The 21,763-nt window shown below is 65.2% G+C and carries 20 protein-coding genes; 15 read left to right on the top strand and 5 right to left on the bottom strand.

All coding sequences use genetic code 11. The features are described from left to right. The first annotated feature begins 15 nt into the window (after positions 1–15). The 5 genes from AC1DKY_RS05990 to AC1DKY_RS05970 are packed head-to-tail and all read left to right on the top strand — an operon-like array spanning position 16 to position 3,402. Positions 16–1,290, top strand: coding sequence for a metal-dependent hydrolase family protein (locus AC1DKY_RS05990; RefSeq protein WP_441604377.1), 1,275 nt, complete (start codon positions 16–18; stop codon positions 1,288–1,290). Then, positions 1,287–1,772: a GNAT family N-acetyltransferase gene (locus AC1DKY_RS05985; RefSeq protein ID WP_441604281.1), complete on the top strand. Its 486-nt coding sequence runs from the start codon at positions 1,287–1,289 to the stop codon at positions 1,770–1,772. Before AC1DKY_RS05990 ends, AC1DKY_RS05985 begins: the two co-directional genes overlap by 4 nt. A 9-nt stretch (positions 1,773–1,781) precedes the next feature. Continuing rightward, a complete protein-coding gene (locus AC1DKY_RS05980) occupies positions 1,782–2,381 on the top strand; it encodes a YdeI/OmpD-associated family protein (RefSeq protein WP_441604282.1) in 600 nt (199 codons plus the stop codon). Beyond that, a complete protein-coding gene (locus AC1DKY_RS05975) occupies positions 2,375–2,842 on the top strand; it encodes a GNAT family N-acetyltransferase (RefSeq protein WP_441604283.1) in 468 nt (155 codons plus the stop codon). Before AC1DKY_RS05980 ends, AC1DKY_RS05975 begins: the two co-directional genes overlap by 7 nt. After that, entirely contained in the window at positions 2,839–3,402 is a 564-nt protein-coding gene (locus AC1DKY_RS05970) for a GNAT family N-acetyltransferase (RefSeq protein WP_441604284.1), read from the top strand. Before AC1DKY_RS05975 ends, AC1DKY_RS05970 begins: the two co-directional genes overlap by 4 nt. A gap of 31 nt (positions 3,403–3,433) precedes the next feature. On the opposite strand, the gene AC1DKY_RS05965 is transcribed toward AC1DKY_RS05970, so the two are convergent. Next, positions 3,434–6,514 (bottom strand): 6TM ABC transporter family protein, encoded by a 3,081-nt coding sequence (locus tag AC1DKY_RS05965; RefSeq protein WP_441604285.1) that lies wholly within the window; start codon positions 6,512–6,514, stop codon positions 3,434–3,436. Here AC1DKY_RS05965 and AC1DKY_RS05960 point away from each other — a divergent pair. The 5 genes from AC1DKY_RS05960 (at position 6,513) to AC1DKY_RS05940 (ending at position 12,431) form a co-directional block, all read left to right on the top strand. After that, positions 6,513–6,920, top strand: a complete 408-nt coding sequence (locus AC1DKY_RS05960; RefSeq protein WP_441604286.1) for a hypothetical protein — start codon at positions 6,513–6,515, stop codon at positions 6,918–6,920. The genes AC1DKY_RS05965 and AC1DKY_RS05960 overlap by 2 nt on opposite strands. A gap of 194 nt (positions 6,921–7,114) precedes the next feature. Beyond that, a complete protein-coding gene (locus tag AC1DKY_RS05955) occupies positions 7,115–7,876 on the top strand; it encodes an SDR family NAD(P)-dependent oxidoreductase (RefSeq protein ID WP_441604287.1) in 762 nt (253 codons plus the stop codon). A gap of 172 nt (positions 7,877–8,048) precedes the next feature. Continuing rightward, the gene (efpL, locus tag AC1DKY_RS05950) at positions 8,049–8,612 is read left to right on the top strand and encodes an elongation factor P-like protein EfpL (protein WP_121878629.1); all 564 of its coding nucleotides are present in this window, start codon (positions 8,049–8,051) and stop codon (positions 8,610–8,612) included. A gap of 114 nt (positions 8,613–8,726) precedes the next feature. Further along, positions 8,727–9,524 carry an N-acetylmuramoyl-L-alanine amidase gene (locus tag AC1DKY_RS05945; protein ID WP_441604288.1) on the top strand — a complete coding sequence of 266 codons (798 nt, stop codon included), beginning with the start codon at positions 8,727–8,729 and terminating at the stop codon, positions 9,522–9,524. A gap of 822 nt (positions 9,525–10,346) precedes the next feature. Then, a complete protein-coding gene (locus AC1DKY_RS05940; protein ID WP_441604289.1) occupies positions 10,347–12,431 on the top strand; it encodes an FUSC family protein in 2,085 nt (694 codons plus the stop codon). 462 nt (positions 12,432–12,893) lie between these two features. Here AC1DKY_RS05940 and AC1DKY_RS05935 read toward each other — a convergent pair whose 3' ends face one another. After that, positions 12,894–13,268 (bottom strand): YciI family protein, encoded by a 375-nt coding sequence (locus AC1DKY_RS05935; protein ID WP_121881800.1) that lies wholly within the window; start codon positions 13,266–13,268, stop codon positions 12,894–12,896. 196 nt (positions 13,269–13,464) lie between these two features. On the opposite strand from AC1DKY_RS05935, the gene AC1DKY_RS05930 reads away from it, so the two are divergent. From AC1DKY_RS05930 to kynU, 3 genes are read left to right on the top strand one after another with little or no spacing between them, the layout of a single operon-like run. Further along, a complete protein-coding gene (locus AC1DKY_RS05930) occupies positions 13,465–14,499 on the top strand; it encodes an amidohydrolase family protein (RefSeq protein ID WP_441604290.1) in 1,035 nt (344 codons plus the stop codon). Next, positions 14,496–15,002: a hypothetical protein gene (locus tag AC1DKY_RS05925; RefSeq protein WP_441604291.1), complete on the top strand. Its 507-nt coding sequence runs from the start codon at positions 14,496–14,498 to the stop codon at positions 15,000–15,002. The genes AC1DKY_RS05930 and AC1DKY_RS05925 overlap by 4 nt, the downstream gene beginning before the upstream one ends. Positions 15,003–15,057: 55 nt before the next feature. Then, positions 15,058–16,338, top strand: a complete 1,281-nt coding sequence (gene kynU, locus AC1DKY_RS05920) for a kynureninase (RefSeq protein ID WP_441604292.1) — start codon at positions 15,058–15,060, stop codon at positions 16,336–16,338. Here the strand turns inward: kynU and AC1DKY_RS05915 are convergent, their stop codons facing one another. Continuing rightward, positions 16,339–17,598 (bottom strand): MFS transporter, encoded by a 1,260-nt coding sequence (locus AC1DKY_RS05915; RefSeq protein ID WP_441604293.1) that lies wholly within the window; start codon positions 17,596–17,598, stop codon positions 16,339–16,341. 116 nt (positions 17,599–17,714) lie between these two features. Between AC1DKY_RS05915 and AC1DKY_RS05910 the strand changes: the two genes are divergently transcribed. After that, positions 17,715–18,620 (top strand): LysR family transcriptional regulator, encoded by a 906-nt coding sequence (locus tag AC1DKY_RS05910; RefSeq protein WP_441604294.1) that lies wholly within the window; start codon positions 17,715–17,717, stop codon positions 18,618–18,620. Positions 18,621–18,713: 93 nt separating this feature from the next. Beyond that, a complete protein-coding gene (locus tag AC1DKY_RS05905) occupies positions 18,714–19,205 on the top strand; it encodes a nuclear transport factor 2 family protein (RefSeq protein WP_441604295.1) in 492 nt (163 codons plus the stop codon). Between the two features lie 92 nt (positions 19,206–19,297). Here AC1DKY_RS05905 and AC1DKY_RS05900 read toward each other — a convergent pair whose 3' ends face one another. Continuing rightward, complete coding sequence (locus AC1DKY_RS05900) at positions 19,298–20,563, bottom strand: glutamate-5-semialdehyde dehydrogenase (RefSeq protein WP_441604296.1); 1,266 nt, start codon at positions 20,561–20,563, stop codon at positions 19,298–19,300. Beyond that, positions 20,560–21,732, bottom strand: coding sequence for a glutamate 5-kinase (proB, locus tag AC1DKY_RS05895; RefSeq protein ID WP_441604297.1), 1,173 nt, complete (start codon positions 21,730–21,732; stop codon positions 20,560–20,562). Before proB ends, AC1DKY_RS05900 begins: the two co-directional genes overlap by 4 nt. Between the last annotated feature and the right edge of the window lie 31 nt (positions 21,733–21,763).

Here is a 21,763-nt window from a genome sequence, read left to right as displayed (position 1 = left end):
GGCCTGCTGACGGCCATGGCCATGGCCAGCGCCACGGCGGCGACCGCGGTGCCACCCAAGGGCGATGTGCTGCTGGTGCCTGACCGCGTCTGGACCGCTGACGGCGACGCTGCGCATGCGGGATGGGCCGTGCTGGTGCATGACGGCGCCATCGCCGCCGTGGGACCGGCGGACAGCCTGAAGGCACCGGCCAGCGCCCAACGCATCGCCCTGCCCGGCACCACGCTCACGCCCGGCCTGATCGACCTGCACTCGCATGTCTTCCTGCATCCGTACAACGAGACACTGTGGAACGACCAGGTCCTGAAGGAGCCGCAGGACTACCGCACACTCGAAGCCGCCGCCCATGCGCGCGCCACGCTGATGGCGGGCTTCACGACACTGCGCGATCTGGGCACGGAGGGCGCCGGCTTCGCCGATGTCTCGATCAAGCGTGCGATTGACGAAGGCATGATTCCGGGGCCACGCATGTTTGTTGCCACCCGCGCCATCGTGGCGACGGACAGCTATGGACCGGGTCCACGCGGCTTCCGTCCCGATATCGATCTGCCCGGCGGCGCGCAGGAAATCAGCGGTGTGGACGAGGCCATCCGCGCCACCCGCGAACAGGCTGGCCACGGCGCCGACTGGATCAAGCTCTACGCCGACTACCGCGTAGGCGCCGATGGCAGCACGCAGCCGACGCTATCGCTGGCGGAAATGAAGGCCATCGTGGATACCGCGCACCTGTCGGGCCGTCCGGTGGCTGCGCATGCCTCCAGCGACGAAGGTGTACGCCTCGCGGTGGAAGCGGGCGTGGACACCATCGAGCACGGTTATGGCGCCAGCGAGGCCACGTTCCGCCTGCTCAAGCAGCACGGCACGGCGTACGAACCCACGCTTACCGCGGTGGAAGCCACCGCGCAGTATTTCGAGCACTACGTGCCGGGGCAAAGCGAACCCACCGCGCGCATGAAAGAAGCCGAGCACGCGTTCCGCACCGCGCTCAAGGTTGGCGTGATCATCGGTAACGGCAGCGATGTGGGCGTGTTCACCCATGGCGACAACTGGCGCGAGCCGGTCAATATGGTGCGCGACGGCATGACGCCGCAGCAGGCTTTGCACGCCGCCACCAATATCGCGGCACGCATCCTGCGCCAGCAGGACAAGTTCGGCCGCATCGCGCCCGGCCTGCGGGCTGACCTCGCCGCATTCACGGGCGATCCCAGTACGCATATCGACGATCTCCAGCATCCCGTCTTCGTGATGAAAGACGGCAGCCTCTACCGCACACCACAAGCCACGCCATGACCGACTTCCTGATCCGCCCCATCGAAGCACGCGACAACGCCGCCGTCGCCGACATCATCCGCACCGTGATGCCGGAATTCGGCGCCGACGGCCCGGGCTTCGCCATTCACGATGCCGAAGTGGGCACCATGTACGAAGCCTATACGCGCCCACGCAGCGCCTACTTCGTGGTGGAACGCGATGGCATGGTGATTGGCGGCGGTGGCGTCGCGCCGCTGGAGGGCGGCGAAGCGGATGTGTGCGAGCTGCGCAAGATGTATTTTCTACCCGAGGCGCGCGGCATCGGCGCCGGCAGCGCCATGATGCTGCGCTGCCTGGATGCCGCCCGCGAACGCGGCTTTCATCGCTGCTACCTGGAAACGCTCACCGGCATGGATGCGGCCCAGGCGCTGTATCGTCGGCACGGCTTCCGCACGATTTGCGCGCCGATGGGCGGCACCGGACACTTCAGCTGCGACCAGTTCTATCTGCGCGATTTGTAGGAGTACCTCATGGCCCGCGATCACCGCATCGATGCCTACATCCTTCAGGCGCCGCCGTTCGCCCAGCCCATTCTCGAGCATCTGCGCGACGTGGTGCACGAGGCCTGCCCGGAGGTCGAGGAAGGCATCAAATGGAGCATGCCGTTCTTCAGCCTCAATGGCTCGCCGATGTGCCAGATGGCGGCATTCAAGCAGCATTGCGCGTTCGGTTTCTGGCGGCACAAGGAGGTCACCGGCAGCGATCGGGCGGATGGCATGGGCCAGTTCGGCAAACTGACCTCGCTGAAGGATCTGCCGGCGAAGAAGACCCTGATCGCGCTGATCCGCAAGGCCAGAGCCTTGAACGAAACCGGTGTAAAGGTCTCCCGTCCCAAGGCCGCACCCAAACCCGCACCGACACTCCCGGATGATGTCGCCGCGCTGCTGGCGATGAAGAAGCACGCCGCCGCCCGCAAGACCTACGAGGGCTTTCCGCCCAGCGCGCAACGCGACTACGTCGAGTGGATCACCGAGGCGAAGACCGAGGCCACGCGCCAGAATCGCATCGCCAGCACGCTGGAGTGGCTCGCCGAAGGCAAGCGGCGCAACTGGAAGTACGAAGCATGCTGAAGGCGCCGCTACTGCATTTTGAGCTCGACGACCCCACGTCGCCGGATGTCGCCCTGTTGATCCGTGAATTGGACGGCTATCTGGCGGAGCTCTATCCCTCGGGCAATATCCGCCACATGACGGCCGAGGAACTGAGCCAACCCAATGTCAGCTTCCTCACCGCCCGCGTGGATGGCACGCCGGTGGCATGCGGTGCCTTCGTGGCGCACGAGGACTACGTGGAAGTAAAGCGCATGTACGTGCTGCCCGCCTGCCGTGGATTGGGGCTTGGCAAGCAATTGCTCGAAGCGTTGGAATTGGAAGTCGCACGCTCCGGCGGCCGCATCCTGCGCCTGGAAACCGGCACGGCGCAAACCGAGGCGCTGGAACTCTACGCACGCGCCGGCTATCGTCGCTGCCCACCGTTCGGCGAACACCAGTCCAACCCGCGCAGCATCTGTATGGAGAAGCATCTCGCATGATCCGCATTGCCCACGCCGACGATGCGGCGGCTGTCCACGACATCTATACGCCCTCGGTGCTCCACGGGGTAGAAACCTTCGAGACCGAGTTACCTGGGATAGACACGATGCGCGAGCGCATCCTCACGCGCCTGCGCTACTACCCGTGGATCGTCTGGGAAGAGGAAGGCCGCGTACTGGCCTATGCCTATGCCAGCCGCTTCCGCGAACGCGCCGCCTACGACTGGATCGCGGAGACCTCGATCTACGTACACGCCGATGCACGCCGCCGCGGCATCGCGCGCAGGCTCTACGGCACACTGCTCGACGTGATGCGCCTGCAAGGCATCAACCAGGCCGTCGGGGTAATCACCCTGCCCGGCCAAAGCAGCGTGACCATGCACGAAGCCATGGGCTTCACGCCGGCCGGCGTGTGGCGTAGCTCCGGTTACAAGCTCGAGCAATGGTGGGATGTCGGCGTATGGCAAAAGGAACTGCAGCCGACGCAGACGCCGCCGCAGCCCGTGACGCCATTCCCCGCGGTAGACGCTGAGCAACTGAAGGCTCTTTTCACGGCATAAGCCGTCGGCCAGTGCCGGGCCCGTTTTGCGCTCATCGCAGCGAGTTGATCGCCTTCACCGCGCTGTTCAGCCAATCCCAGGCATCGGGCAGAAACACGGTGATCAGAATGGACCCCATCGCCAGCAACTTTGGCCACAAGGCGGACAACGCCCCGCCAAAGGTCAAATGGTCCTCATCGTTGGTGAACATGCGTCCCAGCAAATAGTCCTTCTCCAGCGTCAGCACGCCGTAGGTGATGGCGGCAAAGCCGAGCACCATCAAAATGGCCGCCGCCGTCGTCTGCAAACGCTCGTAAACCGGTGGATAGACCTGGATCAACATCAGCGTCACGGTGGCGCCCAGCACCGCGCACCACGCACTGGACCTTACCGCCGTACCGGCCAGTTTCATCTGCGCTACCAGGACGGCCTGCCATTGGCGAAGCTTTTCCTTGTCAAACAAGGGATCGATCGTGCCGTCGAGCAAGGCATTCGTCTGCCGCACCCAGGCGGCAAAATCTGGCCTGCGCAGCGCGTTGTAGTTGTCGATGCGCATGACAGCGTTGAACGGGCTGCGCGGTCGCTCATCCAGCAGCTTGGGCGTTGGCCATTCCTTGACTGTCGTGGATTCCTGCACGGCAGTCACCGTCCTGCTGAGCTCCAGGCTCATGCAGCGCCAGCGGTCCAGGCCTTCCAGGTAGAGAACCAGGAAGAAGCCACTGCTGCCCAGCACGAACGCGCCGGCAAACGCGGAGAGCCAGACCGAATGGGCCCCGCTTGGCCGGTAGTCGTTGACGCAAAGCACCAGCACGAGCAACAGGAGTGCCGTGGCGATCGAAGCGCGGTAGTACGGGCGGTGCCGGAGGCGAACCTTGAGACGCGACGAGGGGTTCACGTGCTCAGCGATAGCAAGGCAATAGGCATTCCACACCCTCATCCGAACGCAACAGAACGCCATGAAACACGCATAGGCAAGACACAGGCAGATCAACGCCCAGCCATCCGTGCCATGCGCAAGGTCCGTGTCGCCGGGCGTCGCCGGAGGAAACATGACGATGATCTTGTACGCGGCAATGAGGATGCCGAACGCGGCAAAAGCGATCCAGGGCACCAGCCAGATCCAGCTTGTCCTTGGCTCGCCTGCCAGCTTCGATGATGCTTGCGCGCCGTTTTGCGTCTTCAACATGTCCATCCAGCGCATGGCGTGGCGGCTGAGCGGGAGCGTTGCCAGTTCGGGCGTGCGCCCGTTGCGAACCAGCCATATGGCCGTGACCAGCAGGATGCCAAGCACGATGCCCATCGACAGGTAGACCGGCTGCTGCAGTTGCATGCGGGTATCGGCAACGATGGGAATGTCGCCGAATCTCCTGCTTGTCCGCTGGGCTTTACTCTCGTTTTGTTCCTTGCCCTGGACTTTGCTCTCGGTTACTTCGTCGCCCTGGACTTTGTCCGCGCTTTGTTCGTCGCCCCGGCCCAGACCCGACTCGTCGACACGCTGGAAGCCTGCCAATGTCGCCACCAGCATATTGGGTCGGTTGGGCGAGGCGTCACTAGGGCAAATCAGACCCACGACCGCGCGAAACATGTTGGCCGCGTAATCCGTCGGAAACGAGAAGAAGCGTCGATTGCCAGACTGGCTGCATTCGTTCGAAGACACCCCTGGCGCGTTGCCGACTGAACGATCCGCCGCCTGCTCGCGTGGCCGCGCATCGGGGTCATCCTTGGGGAAGCAGTCCAGCCCTGAAGCGTTCAGGCAAAGCAGGCTCTTGCCGGCCGGCATGATGATGCTCCCGCGGCTCATGGCGCGGTAGTCGGGATGCACCATCAGGTTGTCCTGCTCCAGCACCACCGGGAGCGCGCCAGGAAATGCATTGCGTATCTCGCTCAGCAGGAACAGGCGATCGCGCACATCGGTGGCCACGATGACGACCGCCGCAGGCGTGACATAGCGCTGCAGGGCGTCGAAGGTCTGGTAAAGCATCAGCTCGTCCGAACGCGAGCTCAAGCTGGGCTGATACGTCGGCGGTTGATCGACTCCGGTTTCCACACCGGTCAGATCCAGCTCGAGCAACCGCTCGGGGAGCAAGCTGCGACGTTGCTTGCTCTCTTCCTGTTTGAGCTGGACATGCTCGGAGCGAATAGCGGCGATGTTCGGCGGAAACTGCACGCTGATGAACTGCACCTCGCCTTTCTTCGCCGATGAGGACGCCGGCGCCGGCGATGACGAGGGCGGCGAAGCCGATGAGGACGGCGGCGATGGCGATGATGAAGGCATCGCCAGCTTGGAAGCGCCCAAGCCAAAACTGGATTCTTCGCTGAGTATGACTACTTTGTCGTTGTCGTGAATCCGGCTTTCCAGATAGCGCTTCACGCGTTTCAACTGATCCCCGACGCTGTAGGCCAGCGGCGTATAGGCCAGCGTGACGAATGGTTTCAAATCGTTCGTGGCGAGGTAAGCGTTCTGTACGATCTGATCGTTGCTGTCGACGCTTGCGGAAGGTGCCCTGAGGAGGATGTTCAGGTGGCCGACGCCCTGGCATCCGGCCGTCGCCGTTTTCGCGGCCTCCATCGCATGTTCCCTTGCGTCCGTGGCGACCTTGCTCAGTGCCGATGCCATTGATTCCATGGCCCCGGAAAAAGTGGGACCGATCACGGCAAGGTTTGCATCGCACGACCAGGAGACGCCCTTGGTCGGCGCCTTCCAGGCAATCTGGTCGCAATCGATCTGGTTAAGCGCCTCGGGCAGCGCGTTAGTCTCCTGGCGATTGCTCGCGTCCAATGCCATCGCACAACGTGCAGCGCGAATGAATGACTCCGGATGAATGCCAAAGCTCGGTGTCTCGCCTACCAAAAACAGCGCGTAATAGGTCGACTCACAGGCATCGGCGTTTGCTTGCGTGTCCGTTCTGGATTTGCAGTTGCGCCAGTTGTCCTTGCGAAAAAGCATCACGCTGGGCAGCGTGCGGCGGCTCGCCTCCGTTTCATTGGCAGTGGACTTGCCGTCGGGTGATCGGGGCGCCCAGGTGAAAGCAAAACCGTCCAGCACGAATTCCTTGGCCTGAAACGCAGCCACGAGTGCGGTCAGCTCGGTGTCAAAGGACCGGCCAAGCCGCGTCTCCACGGGATCGGGCATGGTCACCACGGCGGCGTGCACATTGATGGCGGCATTGCTGGGCAAATGTTCGAAAGGCCGCAATGGATGCGGCAGCTCGGACGCCGCCACGAAATACGATGACGAAGTCACTGCGGGCGGCGCGACCGACGAAGCGGCCGCGGCAACGACGCTGGCTTCCCCCGAAGCTTTCGCTCCGATGGCCGGTGCAGCGCCGATCAATGTGGCGACGAGCAGCCATCGCGCCAACAGCGCCACGAAAGAGCCCTTCGACACCGCTGCCGAGGCCACCGGTATTCCCACTGATACAGCAGCTCCCTGGGCGGGATGGATCATGGCGACTCTCCCTTTTGCGATCGCGCCACTCATCTCACTGCGCTTGTTCTACGCCACAAATCAGCCAAAAACCCTTGGAAGCATGGCTTAAGCCGCGGCACCAAAGGACATACGTATAACCAACTACGTACCCTGTCGAAGCGACGCGGTGGCTCCTGCAGGCAGTGCCCGGCACGCACCGCCCGGGGTCTCTCTATGGCCAAAAAGCGCCACGGAGCAAGGGGTGGCGTCTGATGCGCCCTGCTGCGCTACCATTAGCGTTTTCCACCGCGTTTTGGACTCCCTATGCAGCTCAATCAGGTCAAGGCGATCATCACCGGCGGCGCCTCCGGTCTCGGCTACGCCGTAGCCCAGCATCTGGTCGCCAATGGCGCCAAGGTGGCCCTGTTCGACGTCAACGAGGAAAAGGGCCAGGAAGCCGCCACGGCGCTGAAGGGCCACTTCTTCCGCACCGACGTCACCTCGGAGGACGGCGTGTCCGCCAACGTCGCCGCTGCGCGCGATGCGATGGGCGGCCTGAACGTGCTGGTCAACTGCGCCGGCATCCTGGGCGCGGGCCGCATGCTCGGCAAGGATGGCCCGATGCCGCTCAACACGTTTGCCACCACGGTGCTGGTGAACCTGGTGGGCAGCTTCAACGTCGCCAAGGCTGCTGCCTCGCTGATGCAGAACAACGATACCGGCGAAGACGGCGAGCGCGGCGTGATCATCAACACCGCTTCCGTCGCTGCGTTCGAAGGCCAGATCGGCCAGGCCGCGTATTCCGCCTCCAAGGGCGGCGTGGTCGGCATGACGCTGCCGATGGCGCGCGAACTGTCGCGCTTCGGCATCCGCGTGGCCACGATCGCCCCGGGCATCTTCTGGACGCCGATGGTCGACGGCATGCCGCCGCAGGTGCAGGAATCGCTGTCGGCATCGATCCCGTTCCCGTCGCGCCTGGGCAAGCCGGACGAATTCGCCAGCACGGTGGCCTTCATTCTCGGCAATCGTTATATCAATGGCGAGACGATCCGCCTTGATGGCGCGGTGCGTTTGCAGCCGAAGTAACCCTACCAAACCGTCATTCCGGCGCAGGCCGGAATCCAGTGACTGTATGGCGCGGTTGTCGCAAATGGCGTGGGCGTATACGTTGGGCCGCGCGATAACCTGACACCACGCAACTGGATTCCGGCCTGCGCCGGAATGGCGATCAAGAACTCACCCATCCGGTCCTACATCCATGAAAGCTTCCGACGTCAAGAAAGGCAACGTAGTCGAACACGACGGCACCGTGTACCAGGTGCGCGATATCGAGCGCAGCTCGCCGACCGCGCGTGGCGGCAACGTCACGTTTCGCTTCACCATGTATTCGATCCCCGGCGGTCGCAAGTTCGACCTGAGCCTGCGCGCCGATGACGATCTCAAGGAAATGGAGCTGGTGCGCCGCGAGGCGAACTTCTCGTACATGGACGGTGAGGCATTCGTCTTCATGGACAATGAAGACTTCACCCAGTACCTGCTTTCCACCGAACTGGTTGGCGATAACGCCGGCTATATCGTGGAAGGCGTCGAAGGCTACTACGTGCAGCTGATCGACGATGCACCGGTGGGCCTGCAGGTGCCGACCAGCGTGACGCTGACCGTGGTCGACACCGCCCCGGAAATGAAGGGCGCCAGCGCCACCAAGCGCACCAAGCCGGCCAAGCTCAATACCGGCATCGAAATCCAGGTGCCCGAGTACATCAGCAACGACGAAAAGGTGTGGGTGAACACGCTGACGGGCGAGTTCGCCGGCCGCGCCTGATCGGCGCTGCAGGTTGGACACGAAAGCGCCGGGGAAACCCGGCGCTTTTTGTTTGGCTTGACGCGGTGGCGCAGCTGCGGCACGTTCGCCTCTTCCCGCCCAGGAATGAATGCCGTGTCGCGTCCCCACGCTCCGCATGCTCGTTTCTTTCGTACTCGCCATCTGCTGACGCTGGTGCTGCTGGCGCTGGCGCTTTCGGCGTGTGCACCGGCGCCCGTACGCAATCCCATCGCACAGTGGGTGCCCTCGCCCAATTTCGATGCGCGCCGTCCGGTGCTCATCGTGATTCATTTCACCAACGAGCATTCCGCCGAGCAGGCGCTGCACACGTTGCGCACGGCCAACAGCGGCGGACCGGTGAGTTCGCACTATCTGATCGGCAACGACGGCCACCTCTATCAACTGGTCGCCGATAGCGAGCGCGCGTGGCACGCCGGCGCGGGACGCTGGGGCACGATTACCGACGTGAATTCGGCCTCCATCGGGATCGAGCTGGACAATGATGGCGACTCGCCGTTCACCCAGGTGCAGATCGACAGCCTGCTGCGCCTGCTGGCCGACCTCACGGATCGCTTCCGTATTCCGCGCACGCAGATCATCGGCCACGAGGATCTCGCGCCCGGCCGCAAGGACGATCCCGGTCCGCGTTTTCCATGGCAACAACTGGCGCAGGCGGGCTTTGGCCTGTGGCCGCGGGGCACGCTGGTGGACCCGCCGGCGGGGTTTGATCCGTGGGCGGCGTTGGGGTTGATTGGGTATCCGCTGGACGATCGGGCGTCCACGGTGCGCTCGTTCCATCATCATTTTCGGGGGATGGATGGGGATGCGTTGGACGCGCAGGATCTGCGCATTTTGTTCAACTTGTCGCAGCAGCTTGGGGCTGGTGGTGGGGTGATGCCGGTGGCGGGCTAAGCGCTTTGCGCCACACTTCTCCCTCTCCCCTGCGGGGAGAGGGTTGGGGTGAGGGTTGGGGTGAGGGTTGGGGTGAGGGGCGGGTGCTCGCGGGAACGTTTCTACATTGCCGTCGTCGCGGCGTACACCGGGATCTAGAGCCTCGGTGTTTAGTTGTCGCCTCTCCGCCAGGGTGCCGCCTACGCGGCGGGCGTTTCGAACGGCTGCCGCCGCTCGAGTCACTTTTCTTTTGCTGGCCCAAAAGAAAAGTAACCCAAAGAAAATGGCCTGATAACGCCGGCAGCATCGTGTTGGGATAAGCCCGAACGCTCGAGGCGCGTCGTTGTGGGACAACCTCCGAGGGTACACAGGGGGTACTTCCAAGCGCTGCGCAACGCGCCCGAATCGCTGAGGACTTAAAGCGGGGCTTCGCTGCGCGTTGGCTTTGGAGCCTCACAATTCAATAGGGTGCCGCGCCTGGCGCTTGTCTGTGGGAGCGCACCCTGTGCGCGACAGCCACGCCTGGGTGTACCGCTCCGTAGGCTCGTCGCGCACAGGGTGCGCTCCCACAAAGAGCCGATCGGAACCAGCCTGCGCGATCCTTTGTAGGAGCGCACTTGTGCGCGACCGCAGCGCCGGGATGTACCGCTCCGTAGGTTTGTCGCGCACAAGTGCGCTCCTACAACAGGTCCCGGCAACGCCAGTGCACTTCACTTTCCCCTCCGTCGGGAAGCTGCCCAGCCCGTGCGCCCTACCCGACCAGCCACGGATCCCTGGCCCGTCGCGTTCGCTTCAGGCTGTTTGAGGCAGAATCACTGCACTGACTAGGAGTCTTGTCGCGTCATGTCTTCGACGGGTTATTCGCTGCGCGCCACGGTCGTCGACAGCCTGCTCACGGCCAAGCGACCTGACGTGCCGGTGCGTGTGGTCGTGCGCAACACCGCGGCCGTGGTGCTGCCGCTGGCGATTGGCATACTGACAGGGCATCCGGGCATCGGGCTGGGTATCGGCGCTGGCGCGCTGGACACCATGTTCTCGGACCAGCCGGGACCGTATCGCCAGCGCATGACGCGCCTGCTGCTGGCATCGCTGGCGGCCGGCCTGGCCTCGCTGATCGGCTTTCTGATCGGCGACCAGTTGATACCCATCCTGGTCGCCACGGCGGCGTTCGGATTTTTCGGCGGCCTGCTGGTGGTGTTTGGTCCGGACATGGCGCGCGTGGGCATGACCAGCATGATCCTGCTGGTGGTCACGGCCGCCACGCCACGACCCTTGGCCGAAGCGCTGGGCGCCTCGGCCCTGATCTTTGCCGGCGGCCTGCTGCTGACCCTGTTTTCCGTGGCGGCCTGGCCGCTGCAGCGCTATCGCCCTGAGCGGCACGCGCTGGCCGCGGTCTATCGCGGCTTGTCGACGCTGGCGCGCCAGCAGGAACACGACGACGCCGACGTACCCGCGCTCACCGACGCCATGACCACGCTGCAGCACACGCTGCTGGGGCGGCACCACGCGCGCGGCCGCGCGATGGAGGCGTTCGGCGTGCTGCTGGAACTGGCCGAACGCATCCGCCTGGAACTCACCGCGATGGCGGAGTTGCGCGCCAATGCCACCATCCACGCCATGTTCCGGGGCGACGCCGCGCGCGTGCTCGGGGCCATTGCAGACGCTCTGGAGCTTGCCGAATCGCCGCGCCAGGCCGAGCACGCCCTGCAGACCTTGCAGGCGAGCGAGAACGCCCTGCTTGGCAACGGCGGGGACGCCGATGGCCTGGCCACGCATATCCATGCTTTGTCTGGTCAGCTCGCTGCCGCGGTGCGCAATGCCAACTGGGCAGGCAGCCGCGGTGAATTGCGCGCGGCCGCGGCGGAGACGCCGCTACCGACGGCACTGCGCAGCAGTTCGGCGCGCGCCACGCTGCGTGCCAATCTCACGCCGCATTCGGTGGCATTCCGGCATGCCGTGCGCACCGCCGTGACACTCACCGCCACGCTGTTCGTTTCGCGCGAGCTCGGCCTGCCGCATGGCTATTGGCTGCCGATGACCGCGGCCATCGTGCTGCGTCCGGATTTCGCCGCCACCTTCAACTTTGGCCTGTTGCGCGTGGTCGGCACCATCCTGGGCCTGTTGCTCACCACCGCCCTGCTGCATTTCACGCCGCATGACATGTGGGCGCATCTGCTGTTGATGGCTGTGCTGTGCATGGGTTTTCGCTATCTGGCCACCGCGCACTACGGCATCGCCGTGGCGGCGCTTACCGGCACCGTGGTGATCCTGTTGTCGTTCGAAGGCGTCAATTCCAGCGATGCCGTGCTCGATCGCGTGATCAACACCGCGCTCGGCAGCGGCATGGCCTTGCTCGCCTATGTGCTGTGGCCCACCTGGGAACGCGCGCGTGCGCGTGCGGCGCTATCGGACATGCTCGATGCCTATGCCGATTACCTCAACGCGCTCGCCCATCCCGAACGCCGCGATCACCGCCGGGAAGCACGCACTGCCGCACGCACGGCACGCAGCAATGCGCAGGCCTCGCTGGACCGCATGCGCGCGGAACCGGCCACGCCGGCAACCCTGCTGGAACTGGCCAACGCGCTGTTCGCCAACGGCAATCGCCTGGCCCGCACGGCGATGACGCTGGAGGCGCTGATCGATGATCACCACAGCCTGCCGGAAACGGCGGAAATGTGCGCGTTCGTCGACCACAGCGCCAAGGCTCTGCATGAAGTCGCTTCGGCCTTGCGCACGCAGCGTGCGCCGGAGCAGCTGCCCGATCTGCGCGGCCTGCAACGCACCCTGGCTGCGCTGCTCAACATGGCGGAAGACCGCCAGGCCGCCGAGCTGCTCGCGCGCATCAGTGATCGGCTGGTGGATAACGTGAATACGCTGGCGCATATCACCGGACGCAGCCATAGCAAGTCGACGGCGACGGCCTGACCGAGCGAGCCACACCTTGTGGGAGCGCACCCTGTGCGCGACGGCCCAGCGAAGAGGTAGCGGCGCAGCTCCGCGGTCGCGCACAAGGTGCGCTCCTACAAGGGCTCCGTAAACGCCAGGCGCCACGCTTGCATTGTGGGAGCGCACCCTGTGCGCGACGGCCCAGCGAAGAGGCAGCGGTGAGGCTCCGCGGTCGCGCACAAGGTGCGCTCCCACAAGGGCTCCGTAAACGCCAGGCGCCACGCTTTCATTGTGGGAGCGCACCCTGTGCGCGACGGCCCAACAAAGAGGTAGCGGCGCAGCTCCGCGGTCGCGCACAAGGTGCGCTCCTACAAGGGCTCCATAAACGCCAGGCGCCACGCTTTCATTGTGGGAGCGCACCCTGTGCGCGACGGCCCAGCGAAGAGGTGGCGGCGAGGCTCCGCGGTCGCGCACAGGGTGCGCTCCCACACGGGTTACGCTTTACGCCCCGACGCGCCGGCGCACGGCATCGATATCCCGCACCGGCCGCACTTCGATGCGACCCGTGCGCGCCCACGGAAATTCCGCGGCGATGCGCACGGCCTCGGCCATGTCGGCCGCCTCGATCAGGTTGAAGCCGCCGAGGTATTCCTTCGCTTCGGCAAACGGGCCGTCCATCACACTCATGGTGTTGTCGCGCATGCGCAGCGATTTCGCCTGGGCCGGCGGTTCAAGCTGCATGGAATCGAGCAGATGGCCTTCGGCGCGCAGTTCGTCGGCATGGACGAAGCAGCCGTGCATCATCGTGTCGAACTCACCCGGCGGCAGGGCCTCGAGCAGGCTGTCGTCGTTATAGATCATGACCAGAAACTTCATGTTGCCTCCGATGGCTGCGGACGTCGTCGCGCTCGCCATCATGCCGCCAGCCGTGACGGCTTGCATGTGCAATCGGGCCTAAGTTCAGCCGGCAGGAATCTCGCCACAGCTGAGTCGGGCCGCCCGCCCCCCCCGGACGGCGTTTTACGCTGCACCGCGCCGAGACGGCACCGCGCCCCTGACTTACACTCGGCGCATGCTCAAAATCGACACGCACGCCCATATCCTCCCCCGCGACTGGCCCAACCTCGCCGCCAAGTTCGGCGACGAGCGCTTTCCGGTGATGATCCACAACGACGGGCGCCATCGCATCTACAAGGATGGCAAGTTCTTCAGAGAGGTATGGGACTCGGCGTTCGACGCACAACAGCGCATCGACGACTACGCCCGCTTCGACGTCAGCGTGCAGGTGGTCTCCACCGTACCCGTGCTGTTCTCGTATTGGGCGCCCGGCTATCAGGCGCTGGAACTGCACCGCCATCTGAACGACGAGACGGCGCGCATCTGCAACGACCATCCGCGTCACTACGCCGGCATCGGCACGGTGCCGCTGCAGTCGCCCGACCTGGCCATCCGCGAGCTGGAGCGCTGCATCGACGAACTGGGCCTGCAGGGCGTGCAGGTCGGTTCGCACTGCAACGATTGGAACCTGGACGCCCCCGAACTGTTTCCCTTCTTCGAGGCAGCCGCCGACCTGGGCGCCGCGGTGATGGTGCATCCCTGGGACATGATGGGCGCTGCCAGCATGCCCAAGTACTGGCTGCCCTGGCTGGTGGGCATGCCGGCCGAACAGTCGCGCGCGGCCTGCTGCCTGGTATTTGGCGGCGTGCTGGAGCGCCTGCCGCGGCTGCGTGTGATGCTGGCCCATGGCGGCGGCAGCTTCCCGTGGACCATCGGCCGCATCGAGCACGGCTTCCGCATGCGCCCCGACCTGGTCGCCACGGACAACCCGCGCAATCCTCGCGAATACCTGCAACGCCTGTTTTTCGACTCCTGCGTGCACGACCCGGCCGCCCTGCGCTATCTCCTGGATGTGACAGGGGTCGATCGCGTGATGCTGGGGACCGACTATCCTTTCCCGCTGGGGGAGCAGCATCCGGGCAGCGGCATCGAGTCACTCGGGCTCGACGACCACGACCGCGCGCGACTCTTCCACGGCACCGCCCTGGAATGGCTGGGGCTGCCGCTGCAGCGTTTCGAACCTCACCCTCACGCACAGGAAAAGGCATGAGCTTGTTCCGCACTTTGGTTATCGCCGGCGCCCTCGTGTTGGCCGGAACCGCCCACGCCGCTGATGTCAGCATGGCCGGCGGCAGCGTCACCTTCAGCACGCCCGACCAGTGGATGGGCATCATGGAAACGCAGGGCGATCCGGAAGTACGCGTGTTCCAGGTACCCGACCCCTCGCCCAACGGCGCCAGCAGCCTCGCCCGTATCAGCGTCACGGTGAAGCAGGTGGGCAATGCCGGCGAGTTCCAGCAGTACGTGAGCGGCGCCATGGGCAAGGCCAAGGCCCTGACCGGCTACCAGGCCGCCAGCGGCGGCACGCCGGACAACTTCGTCTATACGGCGCAGGAAAACGGCGCGCAGTACAGCTATAGCGAGCGCTACTGGTTCAAGGACAGCCATGCCATCCAGCTGCGTTGCGTGCGTCCCGCGCAAGGCCAGGCCGGCGCAGCGTGGCGCGCTGCGTTCGACAAGGGCTGCGACGCCATCGCCGCACGCATGAAGTAAGTCGTCATCCACGTCGTGCCCGCGCTGGGCGCGACGCTTCAGCAAGAGATTCCCGATGTCCGCTCCGTTCGAAGCCACCCTCGCCTGGGCGCAGACCCAGGATGCCGCCGATCCGCTGCGCGGCTTCCGCGACGAATTCCTGATACCCAGGCACGAGGGCCGCGACGGCCACTATTTCTGCGGCAATTCGCTGGGCCTGCAGCCGCGTGCCGTGCGCCCTGCGCTGAGCGCCGAGCTCGACTCCTGGGCCGATCAGGCGGTGGAAGGCCACTTTCGCGGCGACTTGCCGTGGATGGATTATCACGAGTTCGTGCGCGACGACCTCGCCAGCGTCGTGGGTGCGCAGCCGTCCGAAGTGGTGGCGATGAACACCCTGGGCGTGAACCTGCACCTGATGATGGTGAGCTTTTATCGGCCCACGCCGGAGCGGCACGCCATCCTGATCGAAGCGGGCTCGTTTCCCACCGATCGTTATGCGGTGGAATCGCAGGTGCGTTTCCATGGCTACGATCCGGCCACCTCGCTGATCGAGCTGCAGGGCGACGAGGCCAACGGCGTGATCTCGATGGACGCCATCGAACGCGTGCTGGCCGAACATGGTTCGCGCATTGCGCTGGTGATGCTGCCGGGCGTGCAGTACCGCACGGGTCAGGCCTTCGACCTCGCTGCGATCACGCGTCTGGCCAATCGCCACGGCTGCATGGTGGGTTTCGACCTGGCGCATGCCGTGGGCAATCTGCCGCTGCAGTTGCACGACAGCGGCGCGGATTTCGCCATCTGGTGCAGCTACAAATACCTCAACAGCGGCCCGGGCGCGGTCGGCGGCGCGTTCGTGCATGAGCGCCACGCACGCACCACCCTGCCGCGCTTCGCCGGCTGGTGGGGACACGACAAAACCTCGCGTTTCCAGATGGGTCCGCAGTTCGTGCCCACCTATGGCGCCGATGGCTGGCAGCTGAGCAATCCGCCGATCCTCGCGCTGGCGCCGCTGCGCGTGTCGCTGGAAATCTTCCGCCGCGCCGGCATGGGCAGGCTGCGCGAGAAATCGCTGCGGCTCACCGCTTATCTGGAATGGCTGGTGCAATCCCAGTTGAGCGACGTGCTGGAAGTGGTGACGCCGAGCGATCCGTCGCGTCGCGGGTCGCAGCTGTCCATCCGCGTGCTCGGTGGCCGCGCCCGTGGTCGCGCACTGTTCGATGATCTGGTGGAGCACGGCATCATCGGCGACTGGCGCGAGCCCGATGTGATCCGCATTTCGCCGACGCCGCTGTACAACCAGTTTGCCGACTGCGTGGCGTTCGTCGAAGCCACGCGCCGCTGGGCGCAGCGCGGCTGATCAGGCGGCGCGGCGCATGCCGCGCCATGTCGTCGCGTCGAGCGCAAAGGCCAGCACGCACAGGACCAGGGCGACGCAGCACACGCCTGTCCATCCCGCCGCAGCCCATGCGCTGCCAGCAACGACTGCGCCCCCGCCACCACCGATGAAGAACACGCCGACGAACAAGCCATTGAGTCGGCTGCGCGCGGCCGGATCAAGCATGTTGATCGCACGCCGCCCCAGCGTCTGATCACCGATGGCGCCGGCATCGATCACGATGGCCGCCAGCACCAGCAGGCCCAGCGCCAACAACGGATGTTGCATCACATTCATGCCGAACCAGCCCGCGCCAGCGATCCCAGCAAGCACGAAGCCTGCTGTCGCCACGACGTGAGAGATCGGCATGCCCACCGCGCTATGACCGCGATCGCCCGCCTTGCCTGCCAACGGTGCCACCACCGTGCCGGCCACACCAGCGAGAGCGAACCACGCCAGGCTGCGGCTATCGAGTAGAAACGGTGCCTGCACCAGGCGCAGCGCGATGCCGGTCCAGAATGCACTGAAGGCCGCCATCATGATCGCCGCCGAGACAGCGTAGCGACGCAACACCGGTTCATCGCGCCACAGCGTCCACAGCGACGCGATCAGCCCGCGATACGAGGTATGCACCGGCGGCTGTCGCCGCGGCAGCGCGAACCACAGCGCCAGGGCGAGCAAGCCGTCGAACACGCCTAGCAAGCCGTAGCACGCACGCCAGCCCCACGCGCCTTCCACCAGGCTGGCGAACGGACGCGACAACAGAATGCCGAGCATCACGCCGCTCATTACGTTGCCCACGGCGCTGCCGCGATGCTCGGGCCTCGCCATCGCTGCGGCCAGCGGGACCAGGATCTGGATCGCGCACGACGTGGCCCCGGCCAGGCACACGGCCAGCAACAACCACCACGCCTGCTGCGCCAGCGCCGCAGCGCCCAGCGCCAACGCGCAGGCCAGCAGCGTGATCGTGGTCAGGCGACGGTTCTCGAACATATCCGCCAAGGGCACGAGGAACAACATGCCGACGGCGTAACCCAGCTGCGGCAGCATCGCGACCAGGCCGGTGAGCGACGGGCGCAGGTGCATCGCGCGCGCCACCGGGCCAGCCAGGGGCTGCGCCGCCGTGAGGTTGATGATGATCACGCCCACCGCGAAGGCGAACAGCAGGGTCAAGGGCGTGGTGAGCTCGGAGGGCACCTCGTTGGGCACGGCATCGATACGGCGTCGGGAGAGGTATTGCATGTCTGGGCCTTGCCAATCGATAGGCCTGCGATGCTAAATACCCTGGCATCATGATGACAGTGAATAATCATCATAGTTTTCATGCGCACTTCGCATACTTGGCAGGATCATCGGGCATGAACACGCGGGATGTCAGGGCGTTTATCGCGGTCGTGGACACCGGCTCCATCGTCCAGGCGGCAGCACAACTGCACCTCACCCAACCCGGCGTGACGCGTCGCGTGCAAAGCCTGGAGGCCTTGCTGGGCATCGAGTTGCTGGATCGCCAGTCCAAGCCCCTGCGCCCGACCGCGGCGGGACGCGAGATCTACCAGAAGGGTCGCGACCTGCTGCACGCGGAAGCCGACCTGCTCGCGCTGGCACGCGCCGACACCGAGCCTTCCGGCGAATTGCGGCTGGGCATGCCACCGTTCCTGGCGGAGCGCGCACTCACCACGCCGATCGACCTGCTCCGCTCGCGCTATCCCGGCCTCGCGCTGCGCATACATTCGGCTTGGTCGCCCGGCCTGGTTGAGCAGGTGGAAACAGGCTTGCTGGATGCTGCTGCCGTGGTGCTGTCCGAGCACACGCCGCCACCGGCGAGCATGACCACCCACGCCTTCGATCGCCAACCCTTGCGCATCGTCGCCGCACCTTCGCTGGGCCTGCGTGCGCGCGCCACGCTCAAGGATCTCGCTGAGTTTCCCTGGGTGCTGAGCCAGAACGGTTGCGGCATGCGCTCCACCCTGCGGCGAGCCATGGAAGAACGCGGACTGCCGTGCAACGTGGGTGTGGAAGCGTTCGGGGCGGATCTGCAGCTATCCCTGGTCGCGCGTGGCGCAGGTATCGGCATCATCACGCCCGATCTGTTGGCCGCGAGCAGTTATCGCAGTCAATTGAAGCTCGTCACCGTCACCGACTTCGAGCTGGACATGATCGCCTGGCTGGTTCACCGCGCCCTGCCACCCCGCCTGGAAGCCCCCGTTGCCCTGTTGCTGGAGCAGCTCAAGGCAGTGATGTCGCGGCGGCCGAAATCGCGTTGAACGCCAAGGGCAGACGGACGTCCATCCATAAGGCATGGATGCGAGGACTGGTCGGTTGAGCCATGATGGCCGCATCCACGACAAGGAATGGCCATGCGCAACGCACTGCTCGTCCGTCTGATCGGCCTGATCGCCCTACCGATGGCCGCCTGCCTGGCCTATGCCCAAACACCTGCCGCCATCCCCTCTGGCGACGAACTGACCCGCACCATCGCTTCGCTCGACAGCAAGGTCTTCGACGCCTACAACCACTGCGACCTGAAGACCTTTGGCGAGTACTTCAGCGATGACGTCGAGTTCTACCACGACAAGGGTGGGCTGATGACCTCGCGCGACGCCATCGTCGATGCGACCCGGCGCAATATCTGCCACAAGGTGCGCCGAGAACTGGTCGGCAGCATCGAGGTGTATCCGATCAAGGATTACGGCGCGATCGAGATCGGTACCCACAAGTTCTGCCAACTTGAGTCCGGCAAGTGCGAAGGCATGGGCAAGTTCTTCCATATCTGGCGCTACCAGAATGGTCGGTGGCAGCTGACGCGCGTGGTGAGTTACGACCATCGGCCAATCGAGCCTGCGAAGTAAGCGCCCCCTCTCCCCTCCCCTGTGGGAGCGCACCCTGTGCGCGACTGACCTTGCCTCAAGTCCCAGTCGCGCACAGGGTGCGCTCCCACAATTTAAGGGATACGGCTCTCCGGGTGCCGCACCTGCCCTTCCCCACGCACCACAAATCGCTCGATCGTGAGCGACTCCGCGCCCATCGGCCCGTACGCATGCAGGCGCGTGGTGGAGATGCCGATCTCCGCCCCCAGCCCCAGCTGCCCGCCATCGGAAAAACGCGACGACGCATTGACCATCACCACCGCCGAACGCAGTGACTGCACGAAACGCTGCGCCGTCGACGCATCGCTGGTGGCAATGACCTCAGTGTGATCGGAGCCGTAGCGGTGAATATGCGCGATCGCCTCATCGAGACTGTCCACGACGCGTAGCGCGATGATCAGGTCGAGGAATTCGGCCGCGTAATCGTCTTCGCCGGCAGGATTCGCTTCGGGCACCAGCGCGCGGGTCGCTTGATCGCCGCGCAACTCAACGCCACGTTCGCGCAGAGCAGCTGCAGCCCGAGGCAGGAAGGCGTCTGCCACATCGCGATGCACCAGCACCGTCTCCAGCGCATTGCACACGCCGGGACGCGACGTCTTGCCATCGATCAGCAGATTCAAAGCCAGCGCCAGATCGGCAAGGCGATCCACATACAGGTGACACACGCCCTTGTAGTGCTTGATCACCGGCACGCGCGCGTGCTCGGTCACGAAGCGGATCAGGCCCTCGCCGCCGCGCGGGATGGCGAGATCGACCAGATCGCTCAACTGCAGCAGCGACACCATCGTCTCGCGGCTGAGATCTTCCACCAAGGTGACGGCCGCCGTCGGCAAGCCGTGCGCGCCGAGCGCCTCGTGCAACGCGGCAGCGATGGCGCGATTGGATTGGATGGCTTCGGAACCGCCGCGCAGGATCACCGCGTTGCCAGCCATCAGGCACAACGCCGCAGCATCGGCGGTGACGTTGGGACGCGCTTCGTAGATCATCGCGATCACGCCAAGCGGTATGCGCACGCGCTCCACAGTGACGCCATTGGCAAGCGTCTCCTGTCGCGTGACGACGCCCACCGGATCGGGCAGCTGCGCCACGTCGCGCAAGGCCTGGGCGATACCGGCAACGCGGGCCGGGTCGAGCCGCAGGCGATCCAGCATGGCACCCTGCAGGCCTTTGCCGGCGGCGTGTTGCATGTCCTGCGCATTCGCGCCAAGCACCTCGTCTATGCGGCGCTCAAGCGCACCCGCCATGTCATTCAACAGTGCGCGCTTGGTTGGCGTATCGAGCATGGCCAACGCCGGCACCGCGTCGCGGCAGGCCAGCGCCAACGAACGGATGTCGCTCATGCGTCGATATCTCCGGTGGTCTCGATGTCTGCCGTGGTGGCGAGATCATCACGATGCACGATTTCTGCGCCGTAGCTGTAGCCCAATACGGTTTCGATGTCGCGGCTATGTCGCCCTGCCAGACGCTTCACTTCGCCGGCGCCGTACTGGCTCAGCCCCCGCGCAATCGCACGCCCCTGCTCGTCGACGATCTCGACCAAGTCACCCCGATGGAAATCGCCGTTCACAGCACGCACTCCGCCCGGCAAAAGGGACGCTCGCCCACCGGCAAGAGCACGTACCGCACCGGCGTCCACCTGGATGCCTCCCGGGGCCGCGGGTGCATGGCGCAGCCAGTATTTGCGCGCCTGCATGCGACTGCGCCCAGCGGCAAAGAAAGTACCGTGTAGTTCACCGTTGGCGAGCGCCTGCACCGCGACCGGGTTGCGGCCACTGAACAGCGCCGTGGGGATGCCTGCAGCGCCGGCCTTGGACGCCGCCTCAAGCTTGGTGTGCATGCCACCCGTACCGACCGCACTACCGCTGCCGCCCGCCATGGCCAGGATCTCGGGGGTCAGCGCTTCCACTCTCAGGACGGGCAACGCTGCGGGATCGCGGCGCGGATCGGCCGTATAAAGCGCATCGATATCGGAAGCAATCAGCAGCAGGTCAGCGTCGACCAGGGCGGCAACGATGGCGGCAAGATTGTCGTTGTCGCCCAGCTTCAACTCATCGACTGCGACCGTGTCGTTCTCGTTCACCACCGGCAATACGTCGAGCGCCAGCAGCTCGCGTAGCGTGGTGCGGGCATTGAGGTAGCGGCGACGGCTACGCAGGTCGTCATGGGTCAGCAGCACCTGGGCCACCGGACGCGTGCTGAGCGATTGCCACAACGCAATCATGGGCGCCTGGCCCAACGCGGCAAGCGCCTGGCGCGCCGCCAGATCACCGCCACTGGGCGCATGCGCCCGCAGCTGCGCCCGCCCCGCCGCCACCGCGCCGGACGACACCAGCACCACCTGACGGCCCGCCTCGCGGCTCGCCTGGATGAAATCCGCCAGCGTTGCGGCATAGGCCGCAGTGAGACCGCCGCCATCGGCTGCGAGCAGATTGCTGCCGACCTTCAACACGGCACGACGCCAGGAAGGCAGCGCCTGCGGAGAAACCTGCGTGCGCTGCCCCTCGTTCATGGTTCGGCACTTCCCGTACTGTCGGTCTTCA

This window comes from Dyella sp. 01N448 (genome assembly GCF_056399225.1).
The sequence above is the reverse complement of the archived record's forward strand: the minus strand, read 5'-3'. Positions and strand labels throughout refer to the sequence as shown.